The organism is Pseudomonas sp. YL2 (assembly GCF_023063025.1).
In the GTDB taxonomy this organism is placed as follows: domain Bacteria; phylum Pseudomonadota; class Gammaproteobacteria; order Pseudomonadales; family Pseudomonadaceae; genus Aquipseudomonas; species Aquipseudomonas putida_A.
The window spans coordinates 407,368-429,167 of record NZ_JAJSLU010000003.1; the positions used below are offsets into that span (position 1 = coordinate 407,368).

At 55.8% G+C, this 21,800-nt stretch carries 20 protein-coding genes; 11 read left to right on the forward strand and 9 right to left on the reverse strand.

Annotation, left to right across the window (positions count from 1 at the left end; all coding sequences use genetic code 11):
• The first annotated feature begins 344 nt into the window (after positions 1-344).
• From LVD08_RS07230 to LVD08_RS07260, 7 genes are all read left to right on the forward strand, one after another.
• A complete protein-coding gene (locus LVD08_RS07230) occupies positions 345-1,799 on the forward strand; it encodes a tyrosine-type recombinase/integrase (protein ID WP_019093000.1) in 1,455 nt (484 codons plus the stop codon).
• Positions 1,796-5,173 (forward strand): site-specific integrase, encoded by a 3,378-nt coding sequence (locus LVD08_RS07235; protein WP_123482939.1) that lies wholly within the window; start codon positions 1,796-1,798, stop codon positions 5,171-5,173. Before LVD08_RS07230 ends, LVD08_RS07235 begins: the two co-directional genes overlap by 4 nt.
• Positions 5,174-5,248: 75 nt before the next feature.
• Positions 5,249-5,866, forward strand: a complete 618-nt coding sequence (locus LVD08_RS07240) for a hypothetical protein (RefSeq protein ID WP_026022909.1) — start codon at positions 5,249-5,251, stop codon at positions 5,864-5,866.
• 139 nt (positions 5,867-6,005) lie between these two features.
• Positions 6,006-6,377: a hypothetical protein gene (locus tag LVD08_RS07245; RefSeq protein WP_019096085.1), complete on the forward strand. Its 372-nt coding sequence runs from the start codon at positions 6,006-6,008 to the stop codon at positions 6,375-6,377.
• A 92-nt stretch (positions 6,378-6,469) separates the two neighbouring features.
• Positions 6,470-8,440: a hypothetical protein gene (locus LVD08_RS07250; protein ID WP_019094044.1), complete on the forward strand. Its 1,971-nt coding sequence runs from the start codon at positions 6,470-6,472 to the stop codon at positions 8,438-8,440.
• A gap of 223 nt (positions 8,441-8,663) precedes the next feature.
• Complete coding sequence (locus LVD08_RS07255; RefSeq protein ID WP_019096084.1) at positions 8,664-9,284, forward strand: hypothetical protein; 621 nt, start codon at positions 8,664-8,666, stop codon at positions 9,282-9,284.
• On the forward strand, positions 9,274-10,371 hold the full coding sequence (locus LVD08_RS07260) for an ImmA/IrrE family metallo-endopeptidase (protein WP_019096083.1): 1,098 nt from the start codon (positions 9,274-9,276) through the stop codon (positions 10,369-10,371). The genes LVD08_RS07255 and LVD08_RS07260 overlap by 11 nt, the downstream gene beginning before the upstream one ends.
• 231 nt (positions 10,372-10,602) lie before the next feature.
• On the opposite strand, the gene LVD08_RS07265 is transcribed toward LVD08_RS07260, so the two are convergent.
• Positions 10,603-13,029 (reverse strand): DEAD/DEAH box helicase, encoded by a 2,427-nt coding sequence (locus LVD08_RS07265; protein WP_019096082.1) that lies wholly within the window; start codon positions 13,027-13,029, stop codon positions 10,603-10,605.
• A 781-nt stretch (positions 13,030-13,810) separates the two neighbouring features.
• Here LVD08_RS07265 and LVD08_RS07270 point away from each other — a divergent pair.
• The 3 genes from LVD08_RS07270 (at position 13,811) to LVD08_RS07280 (ending at position 15,319) form a co-directional block, all read left to right on the forward strand.
• Positions 13,811-13,990 carry a type II toxin-antitoxin system HicA family toxin gene (locus LVD08_RS07270; RefSeq protein ID WP_247267805.1) on the forward strand — a complete coding sequence of 60 codons (180 nt, stop codon included), beginning with the start codon at positions 13,811-13,813 and terminating at the stop codon, positions 13,988-13,990.
• A 36-nt stretch (positions 13,991-14,026) separates the two neighbouring features.
• Positions 14,027-14,434, forward strand: coding sequence for a type II toxin-antitoxin system HicB family antitoxin (locus LVD08_RS07275; protein ID WP_247267806.1), 408 nt, complete (start codon positions 14,027-14,029; stop codon positions 14,432-14,434).
• A 156-nt stretch (positions 14,435-14,590) separates the two neighbouring features.
• The gene (locus LVD08_RS07280; protein WP_247267807.1) at positions 14,591-15,319 is read left to right on the forward strand and encodes a class I SAM-dependent methyltransferase; all 729 of its coding nucleotides are present in this window, start codon (positions 14,591-14,593) and stop codon (positions 15,317-15,319) included.
• A 117-nt stretch (positions 15,320-15,436) separates the two neighbouring features.
• Here LVD08_RS07280 and tam read toward each other — a convergent pair whose 3' ends face one another.
• Positions 15,437-16,207: a trans-aconitate 2-methyltransferase gene (tam, locus tag LVD08_RS07285; protein WP_247267808.1), complete on the reverse strand. Its 771-nt coding sequence runs from the start codon at positions 16,205-16,207 to the stop codon at positions 15,437-15,439.
• A 187-nt stretch (positions 16,208-16,394) separates the two neighbouring features.
• Between tam and LVD08_RS07290 the strand changes: the two genes are divergently transcribed.
• Complete coding sequence (locus LVD08_RS07290) at positions 16,395-16,805, forward strand: low affinity iron permease family protein (protein WP_047598058.1); 411 nt, start codon at positions 16,395-16,397, stop codon at positions 16,803-16,805.
• A gap of 100 nt (positions 16,806-16,905) precedes the next feature.
• Here the strand turns inward: LVD08_RS07290 and LVD08_RS07295 are convergent, their stop codons facing one another.
• The 7 genes from LVD08_RS07295 to LVD08_RS07325 all read right to left on the reverse strand — a co-directional run bounded on the left by LVD08_RS07295 (position 16,906) and on the right by LVD08_RS07325 (position 21,799).
• Positions 16,906-17,409, reverse strand: coding sequence for a DUF4142 domain-containing protein (locus LVD08_RS07295; RefSeq protein ID WP_027614439.1), 504 nt, complete (start codon positions 17,407-17,409; stop codon positions 16,906-16,908).
• A gap of 75 nt (positions 17,410-17,484) precedes the next feature.
• A complete protein-coding gene (locus tag LVD08_RS07300) occupies positions 17,485-17,643 on the reverse strand; it encodes a KGG domain-containing protein (protein ID WP_003222499.1) in 159 nt (52 codons plus the stop codon).
• Between the two features lie 118 nt (positions 17,644-17,761).
• Entirely contained in the window at positions 17,762-19,111 is a 1,350-nt protein-coding gene (locus LVD08_RS07305; RefSeq protein WP_247267809.1) for a sensor domain-containing protein, read from the reverse strand.
• A gap of 79 nt (positions 19,112-19,190) precedes the next feature.
• A complete protein-coding gene (locus tag LVD08_RS07310; RefSeq protein ID WP_097086642.1) occupies positions 19,191-19,829 on the reverse strand; it encodes a LysE family translocator in 639 nt (212 codons plus the stop codon).
• Between the two features lie 60 nt (positions 19,830-19,889).
• Positions 19,890-20,306 carry a fosfomycin resistance glutathione transferase gene (gene fos / locus LVD08_RS07315; protein WP_027614435.1) on the reverse strand — a complete coding sequence of 139 codons (417 nt, stop codon included), beginning with the start codon at positions 20,304-20,306 and terminating at the stop codon, positions 19,890-19,892.
• A gap of 4 nt (positions 20,307-20,310) precedes the next feature.
• Positions 20,311-21,027, reverse strand: a complete 717-nt coding sequence (locus tag LVD08_RS07320; protein WP_247267810.1) for a hypothetical protein — start codon at positions 21,025-21,027, stop codon at positions 20,311-20,313.
• 37 nt (positions 21,028-21,064) lie between these two features.
• Entirely contained in the window at positions 21,065-21,799 is a 735-nt protein-coding gene (locus LVD08_RS07325) for a hypothetical protein (RefSeq protein ID WP_247267811.1), read from the reverse strand.
• Between the last annotated feature and the right edge of the window lies 1 nt (position 21,800).

Here is a 21,800-nt window from a genome sequence, read left to right on the forward strand (position 1 = left end):
GATAAGGCTGCTCGTCGGGTTGGCAGCAGCTGATTCACCCCTGGCGCATCGCGAAAGTGGACAAAAAGTCATGAAATTGATGTTGAGAGCGCACTGGTTGGTCAACGACATGGGTTTGGCGGGTGACCGGGGCGAAGGGAGGCTGTGAGCCCTTGATTACGCGGCTTTGCGGGAGCAAGGGAGGGGTTCAGGGCCGTGCTGAGTAGCACAATAAGGCGATAAAAATACAAAAAAAGACATAAAAAACCTAAAAATAAGAACTTTTTGTCATTTCAAATTGTACTTTACAGTCAATACCATCCTGCTTCCTAGATTACATCACGATTCAGGAGTGTTGTCAATATATGCGTAAATCGAAGATTGCCTTGGTTGGCCAGGGCTCGAATCCACCCCCCAAGGCCCCGAAAAAGCAGCCAACCGCCGGTAATAGCATCGAGGCGATGCACAGCCTCACGCGAGTCAAATGCGAGCCACCCAGGCTCTACGAGACAGCCACAGGTGCACCATTGGATTTCTACAATGAGTTCACCGAGCACCTTTGGGGTGAGATCGGCATCAGTTGCTCGCGCAACGCGGCCATTGCGATGGAGAGAGGTGGGCGGGTCTTCACCGAGTTCCTCTACGAAACCGGCACCCTCTCTGGCCGACTCGACCCTGCGACTGCATCGAAAACCATGCACCTTTTCCCGTCATATCTCATCGATGGTGCGCAGGCCAAAGACCCGATCGTCCGCCAGGCATTCATCCGAACGGGCCGCAAAACGATCTCCCCCAAGTCTGCCGGGCAGTACATCGCAGGCGCCAATCGCATGCTGAACGTCTGCAGCGCGATCTCGTTCGAGCAGGCAGAACTGACCTCCGTGCTGACCGGCCTGCCTCCTCAGACTCAAACCAATGCGCTGCCGGAACTCAATCCCAGGCTGCGCAGCCCTCAGGAATTAGCTCAAATCCATGCCAACACGCTGCAGGTCAAACCCACCCTTGGTGCCGGCGCAAAGGTAGCCCGAGGCGGCCTGCGTGCCCCGAAGGTCAAAAAAGACCGGAAGGCCAAGCACATTGGCTTCCCACATATCCTACCCATGCTTGAGAACGCCCCAACGCCATTGGACGGTTTGATCTGGAGCTTTGGACTTGGCAGCCTGAGGCTGTCGGAAGCGGTTGGGGTTCGCCTGGAGGACGTTGACGTTCACAAGAGGATCATTCGCGTAGAAGACCCTAATGGCCTACGTGATACGACGAACAAGGGAAGCTTTGGGTTCAAAGGTCGCAAGACTGCTGTCGTCACGATGTTCGAGCCGTTCAAATCCATTTTCTGGCAGAAGCTGGCTGATTACATGGCTGTGCGCCCCTGCTCCGACAGCCCATGGCTACTGCTATCGCTTGATGAAGACACCTACGGCGCACCTCTCTGCAAGCTCAATTCGAACACCGTCAACAAGGCGATCAACCGCCGCATTCAAGCCACCCAGAAGAAACTGAAGTTCGTCGCTCCCCAGGGAAACTACTCGTCCCACGACTTCCGGCACCTCTTCGGCGTGTGGGCGCGCAACTACGTTATGGTGCCGGGCCGACCTAAGCCGGGCCTCGATCTACCTGAAATCCAGTTGCTGATGGGTCACGCCGACCTCCGGAGTACCGAGATCTATGCCGCAGATCTGGGCATCAACACCCTTGTGGACGTCGATGCTGCCAACGAACTCGTGTACCACCAAGGCAAGGGCGAAAGCATTGACCACTACCGTGGCCTGGCCTACGCGCGCTTGAGCGAAGAACTGCTTGAGCGGGGCCCAGAAGCGTGATCAACACCACCGACAGTATCACCCTGCACGGCGATGATGTCCTTGAGAGCGCTGCGGCAATCCTGGAAGAGCTGGCTCAGAAAGCCATGGAGGCCGAGAACGTTGCGGGGAAAACCAATCCCGAGCTTCTGAAGGATATGCAAGCCAGACATCGCCTGGCCTTAACCATCTTCCTGAGGCATCGTAAAGGTCGAGCTTTGACCTATCAGGAGCTCACAACGCTCTACAGGCTCTGCCTCGTACCGGACAAACAGCTCGATCTTGCAATGCCCTTGTACGTACAGCTTACGGGCGAGCATACATCACCTCCCAAAGATGTAAGCGGACTTCGCATCCCCATCCGGGCGATGTTCGTACTCTTATGGTCGAGGGGAAACGCCACCCTCCCCTACAGCTTCAACCTGAGTGGTGTATGGCCCAAGTATCCCGAGATGATTGGCAGATCTGAGGATTTCATTCACGAGATCACTGGAATTAAAGAGTCGCATCAGAAGCGCTGCAGTCGAACATTCCAGTATCGCGTTAACTGGAAAAAACCTGAAGATGTGGTATTCGAAGAGTTATGGGAGGCAGCTCCTGCAGTTGTTGACAAACAACGTCAAATAAAAAGCAAAGCTAAGAAGGGCGGTATATGCCTTCACTTTTCCTATTTATCTTGGCTTCACCTATTCGCCCAAAAATATCCGGCGATTGTAAGTCCTGATCAAGCGCGACTGCTTGAGGGCTATCATACTCACTTAAGCACGACAAGGATTGAAGAATCGAGCGCCGAAATCAGAAAATCTTATGAGGAGTTTGCAAAACACTGGGGCTCGATCGACCCTAATCAATCAAAAAGCGAAAACCTCAAATGGAGAAGGGCACGCTATAACTCAGGGCTGGATGGCCGCAAGAAGAGGAACCAAAAAAAATCTGAGGAAAAACTTGCCCGCAATACAAAAAGCTGGGAAGCGCAGAGTGTACTCTCTCCCGAAGAGTACGCGGTTCTTCCTGGTCGCAGGCGCCCCACCAGCGGTACATACGAATGGATTGAGGGTTATTACAACACCCCACAAAACCCGCACATTGAGGAAAATTTACTCTCATGGATCAAAGCAGGAAATCTGCATTTTGGCCATATCGAAGAACTCGCGAAGACCACTCGCCGGCAAGAGATTGGCTATATTCATATCTTGATGGACTACCTGGGCAGGTATCTGCCCGCATGGCTGAGCAAACATCCAGAAAGCGGTATCGAATTCCCGACCAATATTGAGGAGTTCCATCGCTCCATATTTTGGCATCGCACGAGCAAAAATACCAAGCTCACTAACAACGAAGATAACTCCGAGGTCGATCTTCCCCTCACGCTGATGCAGTTTTATGACCTCAAGCGGAGCATTAAAACCAAAGCACACTTCATCTTTTCTGTATGGCGTTTTTTTGAGGTCGCGATAGCGAACGGTAGCGAATTACTGCCAAACGGCAAAGTACTGATCAGCGGGCCCTACAAAAACCCAATCCATCCAGAGCTGGACTCACCTGGAAGTGGCCCGTCGGGAAAAAGTGACAAGGTTCCCTTGCCCATTAACTCCATGATGATGGTTGAAGCCTACATGTTGGCACTCGATGCGGTCGGAGTCGAACTCCAGAACAAATGCATCAAAGGCTTACTGAGTTTCCAAGACACCTTGGATCTGAAAAACAGCGTCTGGATTGACATTGAGAAATACGGAATTTCGTACTCCATCAAACTGTGGAACCCTGATGGCAGTTCTGAAGCCCTGGAGATCCCCCTCAAAAAAATCATCAACGCGTACTCTTGGAAGAATGAAAAGTTCAAATCCAGTAACGGGGAAGTATACGTACCATGGTTATCGCAGGTGAGGATGCTCACAGTGGCCCTGTTTTCAGGCCTACGCTTGCAAAATTGCCAATGGCTTGATGTTCGCAGCTTCGATAAATACTATGATCATTCCCTGAGGGGGAGTCTGAGTAGCTGTATCCTTTATGTCAACACGGACAAAAACGGCAATAGCCGTCCTGTGACTTTGCCTTACAAAGTCATGGACGTGCTGCTTCAAGAGCGCCATTTCCAGACAAGAGAATACGGCAAAAAATACACAGGCATTTATTACGAGAAAGACCCCAATAGCACTAATAAATATAAAAAAATCCACCCCCTTTTCAGAAGTCCCTGGCTCGCGAACGGCGCACCGTTTTCCGATGCATCATACGCCCTCAAGTGGACGTTGATACTTCGGGGCTTTCAGGAGGTGTACAACAGCTTCGTATCCCCTGAAAATCGCCATGATTTCGTGGAGCAAACAGCCAGTGGGAATTGGTCAGCAGTACACACTCCCCATGCGTTGCGTGCGACGTGGATTACTCATCGCCGCATTTATGCCTACCTCGACTACGCCATTATCGGAGGACAAGTCGGCCACGCACAGCGGTACACGTCCGCTCATTACGTAGTGCCGACTAAGCAAGAAACGCTGGCACTGATTGATTCCGCCAACCAAGCGGTTTCGGCGCACGCATTCGCGGCTCTGACCGGACGGCCTCCCGCCCCGTCATCGCCCAACTCAGCCCTAGTCAAAGGCTGGACACAACATCGTGAAGAGACCGTGCGCGACCAGCATCTTGTCTCTGTAATCCCTGATATTTTGGATGCCGATGAAACTGGCCTGGACTTGATTGCCAGCACGAAAACTCAGCGCATCAAATTTCTAGACTGTTGCATGTGCGCACTTGATGGCGAGTGCCCAAAAAAACTGATGGCTTTCACCCGGAAGGCTCGTACCTGTGGTATCTGCCCTTACGCTGTCTTCGGTGTCGATCACCTGCCTGGCCTTAACGCAAAAGTCCGCGACCTTGCTAACCGTGCTGAAAACCTCAAACCTAGGCTACAGCAGACACTAAAGTACCAGCCCAACTCATCCAACGCCGAGATAATTTACGACGAACTTTCGCTGTGCACTCTGGAGCTGGCTGGCTATCGTCAAGTCATCCAAATTCTTGAAAAAAAATGGCGAGAAGAAAAATTTCCTAAAGGCTACATCGCTCGTCATCGCGACCTTGCTAACGCTGTTCGTCACAGTGTCGATATGGCAGATCCCAAGCAGCGCGTTATTTCGATGCTGATAGATTCCTCCCAGTTTCCAGCATTCGCATCAGAACATTACCCCCTGATTCTTGATGAGCTCGCACGTAATCCGGAGTTCCTCCAGGTTGCCAACCAACCGTTCGAGGAAAGGGAAATCTACATCGGGCAGATCTTGTCGATCATGGGCGGTACAGGCCTTACATTTGAGGAAATCTCCGCGTATGCGCTGAGCAAGCCCTCCGCCCTTCTCCTCAACCATCAGGCCTCAATGGCAGGGGCAAATTGAGATGACCAGGCGAGCTCGTGTGTCCAAGTTAGGTGAATTGGCCAGGCGAGCTTGCAGGACTGCGCGAAACTGACCATGAAAGGAACACCCACTAAAGCTCCGACTGCTCGAACACCCAAAGAGCGACGAGGTGAAGCACAACTCAAGGCAACGATTGCTCGAATCCATGCCGCCTTGCAGGTGCTTCAACAACAGGCTGAGCCCTTCAAAAACATCAGCCAGCTGGCTGATGAAGTCGCTCGTATCTGCGGCGTCGACCGCAGCCTGCTCTTGAAGCGTGGAAAGTCATACAGGAAGTGCCTCGACGCTTACCCAGGGCTCCTTGGCGATGGAAGTGCCCCACCCACCCCATACAACACGCACATAGATCCACTGCATCCGGTCATGATCCGAAACACCCAGTTGGAGGAGGAGAACGCCAAGCTTCGCAACATCGTGGACGATTTGTCGAAACGCCCCATGCAGGCTGCCCGGTCTCAGGACGTTGCTACCAAGGCCAGCGGAGTGGCTGAGTACCAGCGCGAGTATGAAGTGACCTGCCAGTTGGTGGACAGGATCCTCGATCACAAGCGGGCCATTCGGATCATAAACGACACCCTGACCGACCTCTCAGATGTCAGCGGCATCCCGAAACCGATAGCCGACTCAACACTCATTGCCCCCTATGTCGAATGGAAGAATGCCCGTGCGTGAACTGAATGATCGTATCTCCAAGGCTGAGGCTGAGGCTGAAGTTGGGTTGGGAGTTGGGGCTAGGTCAGCTGGGAGTGCTTCTGTAGGTGCTTCTGGAGTCGGTTCTGGAGGCGGTTCGCCGCATGAGGTGCTACGCGCCATGGAACCGGAACTGGAGTCGGCGAAGAGGCTGCGCCAGGTAGCCCTGGAGATCATCGAGTCAGGTAAGAGCGTGCGGATGCGGGCCGGCAAGATAAACCTTGCATGGCTGGCCGGGACGGTGGGGCTTACCAGGCAAGTCTTTTACGAGGGGCGTGGCGGGCCAGAGCTGTCCCAGATTGCAGAGCTGCTGCTGGAGCATGTGCGATCCCAACCCTCCACCAAGGCCCATTCGCAGTACGACAAATCGCTGGCCAGCTTACGAACCGAGATCCAGCTGCTCAGAACCCAGCTGCGAGATGCCGAGCGTGGCTTGCAGCGTGCGGCTTTCCGGGAAGAGATCATTCGGTCAGGGAAGATCCTCACGTTCTGACTGGGCCCTAGGCAGGCCCCGCTTCGCGGCTTCACAGCAGCTTTCGTCCAGCTTCATTTCCCTGTCTTTCTACCCAACGGTGCATCAGGCCAATGGCAAAGTACTACTTCGTCCGGAAATTCACGCTCACGCTGGATGGCGAGCGGCAATTCCATCTCCTATCGCTGGCCACCGGGACATCCTTCAAGGCGTGGCTCGATCCGGAGCTTGTGTCGAAACCCATATTCCCCGGCATGACCTATCGCGCGTCCATCGCTAAGCGCGGGAGGGGGCTGGTCATTACCTACCTGTACCCCGCTCTTTGCGTGGAATATGACGAATGCAGGGCACTGGCGGGCTTCGTGAGTACACAGAAAGCGCTCCCCCAATACTCACCGCCGTCCGGACTCGCGAGCGTTTTGGAACAAGCTGCTCTGCTGGAACAGCGCAGTGTGCGACAGCTGCTTGACCATGAAAGTCGGTTCATTCTTGGGAAGCACCTGGGCGATGCTCAGACGGCCCAGTTGCAGTTCGCATGGCAGGAGTACATGGACTTCCAGGAGTCGGTGTCTGGAATCATGATTCAAGGATTCGACCAAGCCAGTGCGGAGCAGATGGTGATTTGTCTGCCACTAAACGCCTGCTTCCTCCTTATTCATCCTCCACTGGCACTACCGTTTCTGGAGACCAATGACGACTCAGTTTTGGATCATCCAGGCTTCGATCAGACGCCTGGATTGAGGAAGGCCTGGGCACTGCTAAGGCATCTGGAAGCCCAGTCAACGGCGGGGAACACCCTTGTTGAAGTCGCTTCTGTTTATGGATGTGGGGCTGACGTGGTTGGGGTCAATGCGGTTGAGGTAGATGGCGGTGGTGATGTTATCGGCAGCGTCATCGCGGGCTCCGATGATGTGCTTGAAGCGATTCGCGAGTGTGAGGGCCACGGCTGGGTTGTGGCGACGGAGGGCCACGTTCAGCTCAAGTCGAACCATATCCTGCAGAGCGCAGTACGCCATCATCTGACCAGGATCTGCACGCCCTTTCACCCAACCTATAGCGAGCGTGAGATTGAACACGCCTTCAGCCGCTTGAGCGCGTTCACCCCGGACATGTTCGCTTTCGACATGCTCGACGAAGTGACCTTGGCACTGAATTCACGCGTACTGCTCGTTCGATATGACGATGTCCAAGCAGCCGTCGAATTCACCCAGCAGTACTGTGCGGTCTCGGAGCTTTTGACGAATACCGTGCCGACCTCGGTGACGATCGCGAAGGCCAGGTGCGCGGCCTATGAAAATGAGTTAGGTCATGCCCCTGTTCCGTTCTACGAAATTACAGATGGCGCGCATGCCCAGGCAATCGTCGTACATCAGCTCAATCAGTTGCCCTTGTTCGAGATTTTTCAGCTGCTGGCAGAGCTGGAGAATGTGGTGAATTTGGTTGCGCTGGTCGATGCCACCCTGCCGGCCAATGCAGCTGTTGATCAGATGTCTCGCTACTTCCCCACCGTGGATGTCCGCATTCGCCAGCAAGGTGCTTTGCCAATACAGCAATGCCTTCGGAAACTCTCCGAGATCGAGGCACGGATCGATGCAGAGGACGTTCAGCGCATCGCGGTGATCTGTGATTGCCCTGATATTAACCAGTTGCTCAATCGACGATACAGCTCAGTTCCAGCCGATACGAAAGTGCCTAAAAAGGGCGATCTGATTCGGCTCTCTCCACGTGGTCTTCGACGTAAGGATGACGCCCTGATTCGCATTGTGAACGTCAGGTCGAATGAGCTTTTCGTGTCTCAGTCACAGACGTATCGGATGATCAAAGCGGACGAGTTCGCGGGGTACTCATGGGATGCAGGATTTGCACTGAGCCCGAGCGAAGCACTGGGGGTCGAGCTCCCTCCGGTACTGGTGTTCACCTCCGCTCAAGGCGGTGCTGGTGGAGAAAAGATGGGGGCTGCCTTCGTCAGGAACCTGCAGGCGCAAGGAGTTCGCGTGATTGAGCACTGCGTGTATGAGATTGAGGGCTCTCCGAGGCTTGCGAGCCCTGGGACTTTGCAGAGGATTGTGCCGCTGGTTGAGTGATGTCAGGAACTGCTGAGCATTACTCCAACCATGCGTTGTGTCGGCTGCTCACAGAGCTCGCATAGACGCGACCGATCAATAAACGCTTTGGCTCGATATCCGCTGGTTGAGACGTTTTTGGGTGCGAAGAGCCAGAAGACCATCCAGTTGACAAACCAAGATTTCTGCACAAAAATGCCGGTTGACAGTATCCCTTATTTGCACAGTTTTCGAGGTCGTATCGATGCACGAAACCCAGCACCCAAGTCATTTCGCACCCGAGTTGCTCCCCGAATACCTGGATCTGGTCTGCCAGGAAGTGATCTCAGTTGCGTATCAGGCGCTGGCTGATGCATCTACCCCAAACGATACCGCATACACCCGCGCAACCCTGCTCTACGGGCGTCTCCAAGGGCTCTGTAAGGCGTTGGGTGCCGATGTGACCCTGCCATGGCTTGAGCTGCGAAACGGCACCATGGACTTCACGATCAGCATCAACGGTGTATTGCTACAGATCGTCACCGACGATCCTGATGCTCCTAAGAAACTGCATCGGCTCAAGGCCAATCTGGTCGAGCTGCACCAACTGAGTCTCTTCGAGGCCAGCCCCGAGGTTTCCACCTGGAGACTGTTTGTCGATGGGAACAACGACCTCGAATTCCCTGAGTTCAAAGCCACGATCGTGGGCTTCGATATCAACCAAAATATCCTTTGCCACTGGGCACATGAATACAAGGCCAGCGTGCCGGTCAGAACCAGCGATCTCCCTGCTCAAGTCGAGATCGAGGAACCTTTGGTGGTTCGCAGAAACAAAGACGCCGACACGAAAAAACCCGACGAACCTGGCAGCGTAGATGGACGATAGAACACAGCAACTGGCATTAGGCGACGAATTCTCTCCGGACAAGCTGCGCCTTGCGCGCTGCGCGTCCGGTTGGTCGCTTGCAGACATCGGTGACCTGCTTGGGGTTACCCGGCAGTATGCTCACAAACTGGAGGTGAATGGATTTCCCTCCGCCGCGCAGCTTGAAATGCTGAGCACGGCTCTGGGCGTCACTCAGGAGTTTTTCTTTGCGCCTAGACGCAGCTCCGTTGAACTTGAGCAATGCCATTTCCGAAGCGTGCGCGCCTCAACGGTGACGGTGAAGAAATCGATTGCAGCTCAGGTTGAGCTTTTCGAACTGCTGATCGATGAGCTCGACAAAGAAGTCGCGTTCCCGGATATCAGCTTTCGGACACACGATGAACCAGTGACAAGCGTCGATACTATCGAACAGATTGCAGAGCGTTTTCGTAGAGAGCAATCGTTGGGGCTGGGGCCTCTCTCGAACGTCACCAGACTGGTCGAGAAGATTGGAGTGCTGGTCGTCAATATCGCTGAAGCGGATGACCGCATCGACGCGTTTTCCCTACACAACAAGCGCCCACTGATTGTTCGCAATACCGCGAAGCAGAACCCGTGCAGACAACGTTTCGACATCGCCCATGAGCTCGGTCACCTGGTGATGCACCAAGGTGTGGAAACGGGCTGCCGGCACACGGAAGATCAGGCCAACCAATTCGCAAGTGCCCTTTTGATGCCCAGGGCCAGCTTTGCAGGAGAATTCCCTGCAATGCGAGGCAGGTATCTCAACTGGCAAGCCTTGGGTGAGCTCAAGCTGAGGTGGAAGGTTAGTTTCAAGGCGCTGATCTATCGGGCTCAGGCCTTGGATCTCATCAGCCAAGAACAGGCCAAGTCAGGCTTCACCTATCTGAATCGCAAGGGCTTCACACGGCGGGAAGATCTCGATGATCAGATCGAGATGGAATCCCCTCGACTGGTGCAGCGCGCGCTGGATTTGCTGGATCACGCTAGCTGGAGAAAGGCTCTCAAGGCCTGTGGGCTTACCCGTGAGATGGTTGAAAGCCGCTTCATGCTCACACCACCTGAACCACCTTTGAGGCTGGTCTAAAGGATCTACCAGGAGGCGGATATGGCGCTCAACTTCGAACGACTGCAGGCACATATCCTCCCTCTGACGAGCGTAGAACCGTAAAACTAAAATCCTGAAAAATGCAGGTGCAGCTGATCGAGGTAACCAGCTAGCGAGCACTAGCCTACTGAACCTTCGACTTGGGCGACCGGCTGACGCACCATGCGCCCGCCGTCCACCGATTCCAGAAGTACTATGCGTGGATATCCACTACCCTTCCACAAAAGGCACTAAGTAGTTGGCCAATCTGTCCGCACGTATCTGCGAGTGCTCGATTAGCTGCTGGCAATGCCCTTCAAGCTCAATGTCGGTCAACTGAGACTCGCAGAGCTCTCTCAGCAACACCCGGGAATTTGCCACCAGTTGATTGAGCCGATCAAGTGTGAGGGCATAGCTTTCGTGTGCTGACGCTGCTGCGGTTGCCTTGTTCGTAGGATGCACAACTACACGGAGACTTGAGTATCCGGGGTAGTTTTGAACGAACCACTGTTCTGCGACCAGGAGCTGACCATGCTCCTCCTTGGTTAAAGGGTTTCTGTCCAGCTTGCGACTTTTTGCTTCCAGGATCAGAGCAGCCTTGTTGGGTAGAAGCCAGAGAACATCAGGCCCCTCCCCACCGACGTCATGGCGTTCGGTAGAAAGACCTATCAAGCCACCGAGGTCTGCAAGCGCCTGCTCAAACTGGGCGGCAGAAGCGTTGCTGTTCAACCTGGATACCACCTGCTCGAAACGTTGAAGCAATCCACGTCTCATCCGATATCCACGCAGCTGAGATGCAATCGCTGCGCCCTGCGCACCAGGAGTAGGGAGGGGTCGGTAGGGTGATGAGGTGCGCGGACGTAGAAGGTTACGGTTCGCCGAAAATGCCGATCGTTGGAGCTCGTCACTGCGCTCGGCTTGTCCCCAGTTGTTCGCTATCCGGCCTGCCAACTGGTACAGCCAACCGCGTGTTTGGTCATCAACCGCGTCCTGAGCACCTGCTACCTGATCCAAGCGAGCGATGGCCTTGTCATAACAGCCATCCGCCCAGAGGTTGAAAGCTTTGCGCTCCGTCGACGCCGTATCGAACCGCTTCGGATCTGGGGCTTCCGGGCCCACGTATTCCGCGAGCATGGCGGCATGGTATTCAACCCATTCAGTGTTCCGGTTGATACTGAGCCCGATTGTATTCCCCAAATCGTTAACGTCACTGACTTCCTTGCTGACCGTCGACCCCATTTCGAGCTGTGCTCGGGTCGCGCTCGTGAGCAGCTTAAAATTCGCGTCCTTGGCAATCCAACCCGCTAAATCAGAACCAAGAAGCAGCACTACGCAATGGTCACCCGCTCCACGCGCTCCACGTCCGATACCCTGCTCTATGCGCTGCGCTAGCATGCGACTGATGGTAGCCCCACCGTATAGGGTGGCAGCACGCAGGAGCTCATAATCAGACGTCCCGGAGGGAAGCCCTTCCATCACCAGGATTCTGCATGAATCGCCAGGTAAATCGATCCCATCGTAACGGTTGGCAAATACGACTGGCCCACTGGTTCTGCGGGATTGCAGTGCCTCAATTGCATTCTCAACTTGGTCTGAGCCTTCGGCGAATTGAGCAGTGCCATCCCATGCCTTTGCAGCATAATTGGCATGCACTAATACCACAGCCCCAAGGTTCATCGCAGCGACTTGCTTGAGAATGGATTTAGCGACGCTTTGTGCATCGAAATCGAACTGCATCAGGCTTGGGATCAGGATCATCCGCTCACTGATCCCTGCGAGAGATCTGGAGGCCAACGCGTTGTTCACATGCTGAGGATCGGCGTCGAACGTACGGACAATCTCGCTATCGTCAGCGATGGTCGCCGACATATAGATTCGCCGGGGAGCATCAGCGAATGTGGGGAAATTGTTCACCTGGGGCAGGACAGTCGTAACAGTAAATGCTTTGCTACTGATCAGCGCATGGCACAGGTGCAGATTGTCCCGCAGTAATGGCCAAGCAAACGGAACGTCCTCGCCGTTGCCACGCAACATTCCCCTTACAGTGTCCAACTGCTCATTCCAGGCCCAATAAGGTACTTCCACGACGCCGTTGTTCAGGCCCGAAACGGTATCGTCAAAGGTTCCCAGTCGATCAATTTCTCGAAAGGCGTTACGGAATAAGGTGCACAGCGCGTTATACGTTTCCTTGTCATCCTCAGAGGAGACCTCAAGAGTGAACGACTCACGCACAACAGAGAATGCCACATGGGCGTCATCGAGGATTACTGCGCCCACTTTAATGGGCATCCGCCCCCCACGAACCCCAAACTTACTATGGCCGTTGAATAACGCTTTGTACGACGCGACCATCACCGCTTTGCCGTTTATAAAGTCATCGTGCAGCGGCTGCCCTCGGGTGTATGGGACAGCGAGAATCCCAAGCGATTTTGCTTTCTCCAGGGTTTGCTTGACCAACTGCGTGGTCGGAGCCAGATACAGCACAGGCTCTTTCAGATCATTCAAGGTCGACTGAGCAATCAGCAGACCTACTAGAGTCTTTCCTCCCCCGGTATGGAGCTTGACCACCGTGTCACGCTCGTCCTTGCGCTTGAACCAGGCCTCCAGCACCTCAGCTTGACTGGTGTAAAGATCATTGATGCCTTGCGGCTTGGGCATGCGCCTGAAGATTTCCAGGGGATCTATCGGTGCAGGTCGCTGAGACTGCGATCTGAGTTTGTTGAAGTCCACCATCCTTGTTTACCTCCCAATCGCCGTTGAGCTTTAGCGGCTCATGTTCGTCGGATTGGATCTCATCATCAACGATTAATTGTGAGGAGTCGGAGCCTCCTCTGACAGCTTGCTCCACCTCATGCAAGTGGACGCGACGTCCAAAGGGTCGACGCCGGTCGGGGTGCCGAAGATAACCGCATCGTACTCTCCGAGCTCCGCTAGACTCGCAATCGAGCTACCCTGTCGACCTTGCCATGCGCTGCTTTGAAGCATCAGGATTGAGCGACCGATTCCTTGTTTATCGTTCCGTGGGGTGATGGATTTCAAGGTGCACCATGGTGCACAATGAAAAAGAAAGCTATTCGCCCGTAAAACCGGGTCGCAGGGGAAGAGAATCACTACACGGATACACGCTTCAGGCGGGAAATATCCAATAAAGGTTCGATTCCCTCTACCCGCTCCACTCATTCAGGTCTCACGTCGTGTTATGACGGGGGATGCAGGAACAGAAAAACCGGCCTACAGGGCCGGTTTTTTTGTGTCCGGGATTTGTCCGCATTGCCCCGTAAAGGCCTGCAACACACCCATCATCCCAACGCGAAGCCCCAGCCTAGACTGGACCTTGCCAGCGAGCCAATTAAAAGTCGATGACCGCTCGGTGGTTATGGTGTTGATAAAAAAAAATCAGTAGTTATAGTACCCACCAAGCACACCACAAGGAGGTGTTGTGAATAGCCGCTTTTTAATCGGTCAACTCGTCGCAGACGGCTGGTATCTGGTGCGGGTCAAAGGCAGTCATCATCACTTTAAACATCCCGTCAAGCCTGGACTGGTGACGGTGCCGCACCCGAAGAAAGACCTGCTAAAGAAAACGGCCATCAGCATTATGAAACAGGCGCTGCTCTGACTTACTCCGCCAACAGCGCCCAGGAGGACCACGAACATGCTTTACCCGATCGCAATTTCAATAGGTGATGAAGAACACGCCTGGGGAGTGGAAGTGCCGGATATTCCCGGCTGTTTTTCTGCCGGCGATGATCTGGATGATGCCGTCGCGATGGCTCGCGAAGCCATTGAGGGTCATTTCGAAATTCTGGCAGAGGACGGTTCGCCGATCCCGCCAGCCAGCAAGCTTGGCGTGCACGTAGTGAACCCGCAATATGCCGGTTGTGCCTGGGCTGTGGTTGATATCGACGTTACCAAATACCTGGGCAAGGCGCAGAAACTCAACATCACGCTGCCCGGCCATCTGCTCAACCGCATTGATGAATATGTGCTTCATCACCCGGAAGAGAAAAGTCGTTCGGGGTTTCTGGCTTCGGCAGCGTTGAAGGTCTTGCAGCAAGGTTGAATGCAAACCCGGCTCTCCGCCAGGACTTCCCCATCACCCATCATCCACAACCCTCCCCCTGCGCGGCCATCGACGAATACGCGTTTTGACTTTCGAGGGACTCCATGGCGCGGCCTCTGTGCCGCTGATGACCGAACTCAAAAGAGCACTTCCCCCATGACGCAAAATATTTACGACGACCCGGAGTTTTTCCAGGGCTACAGCCAGATGAACCGCTCCATCGGTGGCCTCGATGCCGCGCCGGAGTGGCCGGCGCTCAAGGCGTTGCTGCCATCGATGCACGACTTGAACGTGGTCGACCTCGGCTGCGGCTATGGCTGGTTCAGCCGCTGGGCCAGTGAGCACGGCGCCGCCAATGTGCTGGGGCTGGATGTCTCGGAAAAGATGCTCGAGCGGGCGCGCGAAACCACTGCGGCGGCGAACATTCGCTATGAACGTGCCGACCTTGAACATCTCGACTTGCCGGCCTGCAGTTTCGATCTGGCCTACAGTTCGCTGGCGCTGCACTACATCAAGGATCTGGCCGGACTGTTCGCTCATCTGTACGCGGCGTTAAAACCGGGTTCGCATTTTGTGTTCTCCATCGAACACCCGATCTTCATGGCGCCGCGCAATCCGGACTGGCTGGTCGACAGCGACGGTCACAAGCGCTGGCCGCTGGACAGCTATCAGATGGAGGGCGAGCGGGTAACCAACTGGCTGGCCGAAGGGGTAATCAAGCAGCACCGCACGATGGGCACGCTGTTGAATTCGTTGATCGCGGCAGGTTTTGCCATTCGCCATGTCAACGAATGGGGGCCGAGCGATGCGGAGGTGGCCGCGCAACCAGCGCTGGCTGAAGAGCGGGAACGGCCGATGATGATGTTGGTGGCGGTGCAGCGCTAATCTGATCTGAGCAAACAATATGTGGTGAGGGGATTTATCCCCGATGGTTGCGTAGCAACCGCTTAAAGGGCCTGCTGCGCAGTCCATCCCCTCACTACAGGTGGCTGAAGGCTGGCTTCAGCGAGTCGCGACGATGAACAGCCGCGGAAACGGCAACAGCACCGAACGATCAGGCAACGCCGGATACGCCTCGGAAACGGCCGCCAGATACTGCTGTAGATACTGCGCCTGCTCCTCTTCAGTCAGCGGATTCAGGAACGGAATCAAACCACTGCCCTTGAACCACTCCACCACCCCCGCCGCCCCGCCCGGCAGTTGATGGTGATAGGTGGTACGCCACACATCGACCCGCGCACAGTGCGGACGCAACATCGAGAAGTAATCGCTGGCACTGGCCATCTCGGTGCGCTGCCCGGCGGCGTCGGCGAGTTTCGCGGCCCATGGGCCGTTGGCGGCGACTTCGCGCATCAGTCGATGAGAAGGCTCGTTGAGGTTGTCCGGCATCTGGATCGCCAGACTGCCACCGTCCGAAAGCTTACCCGCCAACGCCGGCAGCAACGCCGCGTGATCCGGCACCCACTGCAACACGGCGTTGGCGAAGATCACATCGAACGGCCCTTGATCCGCCCAACTATCGATTTGCGCGACCTCAAACTGCAACTCCGGCAGGCGCTTGCGCGCCGCAGCGATCATGTCTGCCGAACTGTCCAGACCCCGGATCTGCGCCAGCTCAAAACGCTGCACCAGCAGCTCGGTGGAGTTACCCGGGCCGCAACCGATATCGACCACCGATCGCGCCTGAACCGGGGGAATCGCCGCCAGCAGATCACGGGCCGGGCGGGTGCGTTCATCTTCGAAAGCGACGTATTGTCTGGCGGACCAACTCATTGCGTTCTCCTGTCGGGACATTCCAGCGGTTCGTCACAATACAGGTAGCGCTGCGGGCAGTTCCAGACGGGCTTATTGCAAGGGATGTCTTCGCCCTCACAATTATTGGCAGTCGCCATTTGTAAGTAGAATTTTCATCGCGCCCCGGATGTCTGAATTTCAAGCTCTCCCAATAAGGAACACCGCAATGAAATTCGCCAAAATCTCCCAGACCCTGGCCCTCTGGGCCGGTAGCCCGAAAACCTTCATGGGTGCATTGATTCTGATTTTTCTGTGGGGGTTGAGTGGGCCGATTTTTGATTTCAATGACACCTGGCAACTGATCATCAACACCTCGACCACGATCATCACTTTTCTGATGGTATTCCTGATCCAGAATACGCAGAACCGTGATACCGACATCCTGCATCTGAAGCTTGATGAGTTATTGCGGGTGAACAAGGAGGCGCAGAACGCGATGCTCGGTCTGGAATCGCTGGATCTCAAACAACTCGAGGCGCTGCGCAAGCATTACCGCAGCTTGGGGGAAAGCGAGGTGTTCAACCTTGAGGGGCTGGGGGAGAAGAGCAAGCCGAAGCAGGATTTGAATGACTGCTAAGTAAAGTTGAACAAAACAAAAGATCGCAGCCTGCGGCAGTTCCTACACCGTTCTATGTAGGAGCTGCCGCAGGCTGCGATCTTTTGATTGGCAGTTGGTGTCAGCGACTGGCTTGCAGCGCCCGCGCCATTTCCAGATGGCTTTGCAGTTTTGGCAGCGTCTCGTCGGCAAATGCCTTGATTTCCGGCACGTCGGTCGACTGCGCTTCCTGCTGGATCTGCTGGATGGCCTCTTCGGTCGCTTTCACCTGGCTCGCGGCGTAGGCCTGGTCGAAGGTTTCACCGTCCTTGACCTGAGGGATCATGGTCTTGGCCTTGTCGGCAATTTCTTCACGGGGAGCGACCGGCAGATCGAGTTTCTTCGCGATCTTCGCCAGATGCTGGTTGGCCGTGGTGCGGTCATTGATCACGACAATGGTGTAATCCTTGACCTCTTTGGATTCGGATTTCTGGTGCGCCAGACGGCTGGCTTCGATGTCGGCCATGCCTTTGGCGGACGCATCGTTGATGAAGTCGGCAGGCGATTGGGCGAATGCTGTGCCCGCGAACAAACCCAACAGCGTGGCAAAACTGAAACGACGTATCTGGGTGGCCATCCGGCTCATGGTCGCGCCCTCCTATCTCTGCAAATTCAAGCGGGGGCTTGCACCCCCGCCTCTCAATCAAAACTACCTCACCGACTACTTCGACTTCTGAGCTGGCTTGCGGCCCATTTCGGTTTTCGCAGGCTCTTTGTCGACCGTCGTGGTGGTGGTTTTCCCACCTTTGCGACCGGCTTCAGAGGCCTTGGTTCGATCGTTGGCGAAGTTTCCCGAGTTCGAGTTTCTTGAATTAGGCATGATTCTCTTCCTCTTGGTGTTGATCGTTGGCGAGCAGATGCCCGCCTAGATTGAGAATTGCCGGACTGCCAAAGGTTTAGAAAAGTTGCCCGCGCCGCGACGAACGGCGCGCACTGTTTCAGCTATCCACCGCCCGATGATTGAGGCGTTTGGCGGCGTACATCGCTTGGTCGGCATGCCGGAACAATTGTTGCTCCTCACTGCCATGTTCGGGATAACGGGCCACGCCGATGCTCGGTTCGATATGCAGGTTGTGACCGTCCAGGCGCATCGGCTGCACCAGCACCTGGCGGATTTTTCCGGCCACGCTGTCGGCGTCTTCAGCGGCGTGAACGCTGTGCAACAGCACCACGAATTCGTCGCCACCGATGCGCGCCACGGTATCGGTGTCGCGTACGCAGCCCTTGAGCCGACTCGCCACCGTTTGCAGCAGCATGTCGCCGACCGCATGGCCAAAGGTGTCGTTGACCTGTTTGAAGCGATCCAGATCGACGTACAGCAGCGCCATGTTTCCCGAGGTATCACGGGCAGCGGCCAGCGCAGCCTTGAGGCGGTCTTTGAGCAACCCGCGATTGGGCAACTGGGTCAGTTGATCGTACTGCGCCATGCGTTTGAGCCGCGCGTGCAACTGCTGGCGCTCGATGGCGGTGGCGACCTGGGCGCAGACGTATTGCAGCAGTTCCTTGTCCTGCTCGGTGTAACGCTCGCCGCCCGGCAGGCTTTTGACAATCAGCGCACCGATGGTGCCGTTCTTCGAATTCAGCGGCACACCGAGCCAGCACGGTGAGTCCTGCCCCGCCACCAGCGCGGCGAAGTCGGGCGAGGCGTCGGGGCTGTCCGGCGTCAGCAGAATCGGCTGACCGCTGCGGATGACCTCCGCACACAAACGCCCGGTAACGGTGCCAGGTTGCTCGGGCTGCAATTCGTGATCGTCGACGTGATAGGGAAAATTCAGCTGCGCACAGTGCTCGTCGTACAGCGCCACGGAGAAATTCAGCGCCGGCAGCCACTCACCGATGATCAGGTGGATGCGCTTGAACAGCGCCAGCAAGTCTTCGGCGACATGCGCCGCCTCGGAAATCGCGTACAGCGCAGCCTGACGCGATTCCGCCTGCTTGCGCTCGGTGATGTCGCGGGCCACGGCGATGCGCAGTTGATCGACCTCCGACCAGCGCGCCGACCAGAGGATGTTGACGATGCGGCCATCCTTGCGCACGTAACGGTTTTCAAAGTTGTGCTTGGGTTCGCCGCTCATGATGTCGTGGGCGGCAGCCAGGGTGCGCTGGCGGTCTGCGGGATGCACCAGTTCGATCATCGACCGGCCGATCAACTCGTCAGGCGTATAACCAAAAATACGCTCGCAGGCAGCACTGACAAAAACGAAACGGCCCTGCCTGTCCACCGCGCAGACGGCATCGAGCAACAGGTCCATATAACTCGCCAACGGCGCGGAATTTCGGCTTTCCATGGTTCAGCGTGGGTGTCCGGACAATGCAGCACTGTTCAACCATCCCTGACCCTTTGTTCACGCATCCCTGCACACAACTTCAAGCCTTGTTCGGCAGCAATCCCGGTAGTGCGTGCATCAGTGCGTTGATCGCAAAACCGATGAACATCACGCCACACAAACGCGTGATCATCAGCTCGTGGCGCTGATACAGCGTGCGCACCCGTCGGGCGCCGACAACGCCGATCAAGATAGCGTAAGCCAGCAATCCGCCGAGAAAGCTCAGGGCGATCAGCCCCGGCAGCATCGACCAGTTGAGCAGTTCGGCGCGGCTCGACAGCAGCGCCGTAAACGTCGCCACCGCCACCGGATACGCCTTGGGATTGGTCAGGCCGAACAGGATGCCGTGCCAGAACGGCTGACGCGCCGCGCCCTGTGGCTGATCAGCGCTGCGCCGCTGGGCTCGCACTGCGCGCCAGCCAAGCCAGAACAGGTACAAGCCGCTGAGCACACCCAGCACATCGAATGCGGTGCTGCCGATCTCGCGGGCACCGACGATGGCGATCAGCGCGGTGCTGCACCAGACCACATCGCCAAGCAAATGCCCACAAAGAAACCCGGCCCCGGCCCGTCGCCCATGCGCCGCACCGATGCCGAACACCGCCAGAACACCCGGCCCGGGCGTGATGCCGTATATGAAACCCGAGGCCAGAACGGCCATTAGCAGCGATGGAGTCATGGAAAACCTGCTGGCGCCAGTACAAATGATGGCCAGTCTATATCAGCCCAATGTGTCTGATCACGACGCGTCGTAAAAACGCATGCCCGTGTACGGTTTCAACCGACAGGCTGCCAGTCGCGAAGCCAGATCACCGACGTGAACCTCAAGCTTGTGGCCATCAGGGTCAAGAAAGTAGAACGACGCACCTTCGCTGCGGTTGTCGCGCCATTCCTTCACATTCGCCGCTTTTAGCGTCTGCACAAACAACGGAAAATCTGCCTCGGCGAGGCTGAACGCGTAATGGGTGTAGTCGACGGACGGCTCGGTGGTGCGCTGCGCATCCAGCGACAGACACAACCACAGCCCCGGCAGCGACAGATAGGCACCGGCGTCCCACGAGGCTTCGACGCGCAGACCCAATACATCGCGATAGAACGCCAGGCTGCGGGGCAAATCACTGACGGCGAGGGTCAGGTGGTTGAGGCCGGTAAGCATGGGGTCAGTAACCTCTGAGGTCTTCAGGGATGTTGTACTGCTGGCCATCGTACGTCAGGGTGATCTGTTTTTTCTTCAGGTCGGTGTTTGTCGAAACGCACTGATTGCCGGACTTGGTGTTTTTCATTTTGCTGCCGGTGGTGGTGACGATCAGATCAGCGAAACCATTGTGGCTCGTTGGAGCGATCTCGAGGGTCCGGCGGATTTTTTTGCTGTAGCCCTCGCAGTCATTCACGAACTCACCGTTGTTCTTGAAGACCACCAGGCCTTCAAGCACCGGACGTAACTCGTCGCCCTCGCGCACATACAGCGCCAGATCGGTTTTCTCGTAGGGAATGGCATGGGAACTGTGGACGAACTTGGCTCGCAGCCCAAAAGCGCGGATATCCGGCGTCAAACGGTAGCGCGCCGTGTCGATGCGCACATCATCCAGGCGCACGGCATCAGAGTTGTAGGCGCCCGGCTTACGGTAGGTGGCGATGGGTTTGGCGTTGCTGGCATTGAGGAGCGCCAGGTCCAGATCGAACGCCCCGGCATCGTCACCACCGGAATCGGCCAGATAGGTGGATTTGACCGAAATCGCCTGACTCGGGAACGCCGGCCAGACGTTGCAGCGTGACATGGATTTGCCGTCGAAATTCTTGGTGGTGCAGGCGGCGTGGGCTTGGGCGGTGATGGCTAGCAAACCGAGGGCGATCAGGAGTCTCGTGGGGTTAAGCATGGTTCTTCCTTGATAAGTGTCGTGTTGGGCTGGCGAGTTACAGGCCTTGGAAACCGTTTGGCAAAACGTAGGATTTTCCGTCGTAGTGCAATGTTGTCAAAACGGGTTTGTTGTCAGTGGTTTCAGTTTTACATGCGTCTCCCGTCCCCACACTTGTTGTGTCTTTCTCCAAGGTTTCGACAATCAGATCTGCATAGCCGTGAGAGCTCGTTTTAGCGATTTCCACCGTTCTTGAAATCTCATATCGCTCGCCTTCGCAGTCACCATCCCACTCGCCGCCATACCGATAAACCACTAATTTATCCAATACCGGGCGCAATTTTTCGCCCTCTTTCACGTAGAGCGAAAGCAGGTTTTCTTCCATCGGATTGATCCGGGATCCATTAGTGGATAACGCACGTACGCCAAAGGCACGAAGATCGGTAGTCAGTGTGTAGCGAGCCGTATCGAGCGTTATTTCTCGCAAACTGACGCCATCCAATACAAATGCAGCCGCTTTGTAATAAGTCGCAATGGGCTTCGATTGAGCGGTGTCCAGAACGGACAAGTCGAAATCGTAGGTACTCAGCGCTTCTGGGTCATCAGATGGGGATCCGCGCTTAAACTGTGCAGTGGCGTTGATGGTTAATCCTGGATATGCAGGCCACTCCTTGCAGACAGAAAGATCCAGATCTCCTGCCATCGGTGTTGGCACGCAACCAGCCAACACCTGCCCCGCCATCAACCACCCACTCAGGGCCACCCACCCGATCCATCCAGACTTCACTGTCACA

Excerpts from the sequence above, each read along its gene's own strand:
- LVD08_RS07230 (WP_019093000.1), top strand. The coding sequence starts at position 345 with ATGCGTAAATCGAAGATTGCCTTGGTTGGCCAGGGCTCGAATCCACCC.
- LVD08_RS07240 (WP_026022909.1), top strand. The coding sequence starts at position 5,249 with ATGAAAGGAACACCCACTAAAGCTCCGACTGCTCGAACACCCAAAGAG.
- LVD08_RS07245 (WP_019096085.1), top strand. The coding sequence starts at position 6,006 with ATGGAACCGGAACTGGAGTCGGCGAAGAGGCTGCGCCAGGTAGCCCTG.
- LVD08_RS07250 (WP_019094044.1), top strand. The coding sequence starts at position 6,470 with ATGGCAAAGTACTACTTCGTCCGGAAATTCACGCTCACGCTGGATGGC.
- LVD08_RS07255 (WP_019096084.1), top strand. The coding sequence starts at position 8,664 with ATGCACGAAACCCAGCACCCAAGTCATTTCGCACCCGAGTTGCTCCCC.
- LVD08_RS07260 (WP_019096083.1), top strand. The coding sequence starts at position 9,274 with ATGGACGATAGAACACAGCAACTGGCATTAGGCGACGAATTCTCTCCG.
- LVD08_RS07265 (WP_019096082.1), bottom strand. The coding sequence starts at position 13,029 with ATGCCCAAGCCGCAAGGCATCAATGATCTTTACACCAGTCAAGCTGAG.
- LVD08_RS07275 (WP_247267806.1), top strand. The coding sequence starts at position 14,027 with ATGCTTTACCCGATCGCAATTTCAATAGGTGATGAAGAACACGCCTGG.
- LVD08_RS07280 (WP_247267807.1), top strand. The coding sequence starts at position 14,591 with ATGACGCAAAATATTTACGACGACCCGGAGTTTTTCCAGGGCTACAGC.
- tam (WP_247267808.1), bottom strand. The coding sequence starts at position 16,207 with ATGAGTTGGTCCGCCAGACAATACGTCGCTTTCGAAGATGAACGCACC.
- LVD08_RS07290 (WP_047598058.1), top strand. The coding sequence starts at position 16,395 with ATGAAATTCGCCAAAATCTCCCAGACCCTGGCCCTCTGGGCCGGTAGC.
- LVD08_RS07295 (WP_027614439.1), bottom strand. The coding sequence starts at position 17,409 with ATGAGCCGGATGGCCACCCAGATACGTCGTTTCAGTTTTGCCACGCTG.
- LVD08_RS07300 (WP_003222499.1), bottom strand. The coding sequence starts at position 17,643 with ATGCCTAATTCAAGAAACTCGAACTCGGGAAACTTCGCCAACGATCGA.
- LVD08_RS07305 (WP_247267809.1), bottom strand. The coding sequence starts at position 19,111 with ATGGAAAGCCGAAATTCCGCGCCGTTGGCGAGTTATATGGACCTGTTG.
- LVD08_RS07310 (WP_097086642.1), bottom strand. The coding sequence starts at position 19,829 with ATGACTCCATCGCTGCTAATGGCCGTTCTGGCCTCGGGTTTCATATAC.
- fos (WP_027614435.1), bottom strand. The coding sequence starts at position 20,306 with ATGCTTACCGGCCTCAACCACCTGACCCTCGCCGTCAGTGATTTGCCC.
- LVD08_RS07320 (WP_247267810.1), bottom strand. The coding sequence starts at position 21,027 with ATGCTTAACCCCACGAGACTCCTGATCGCCCTCGGTTTGCTAGCCATC.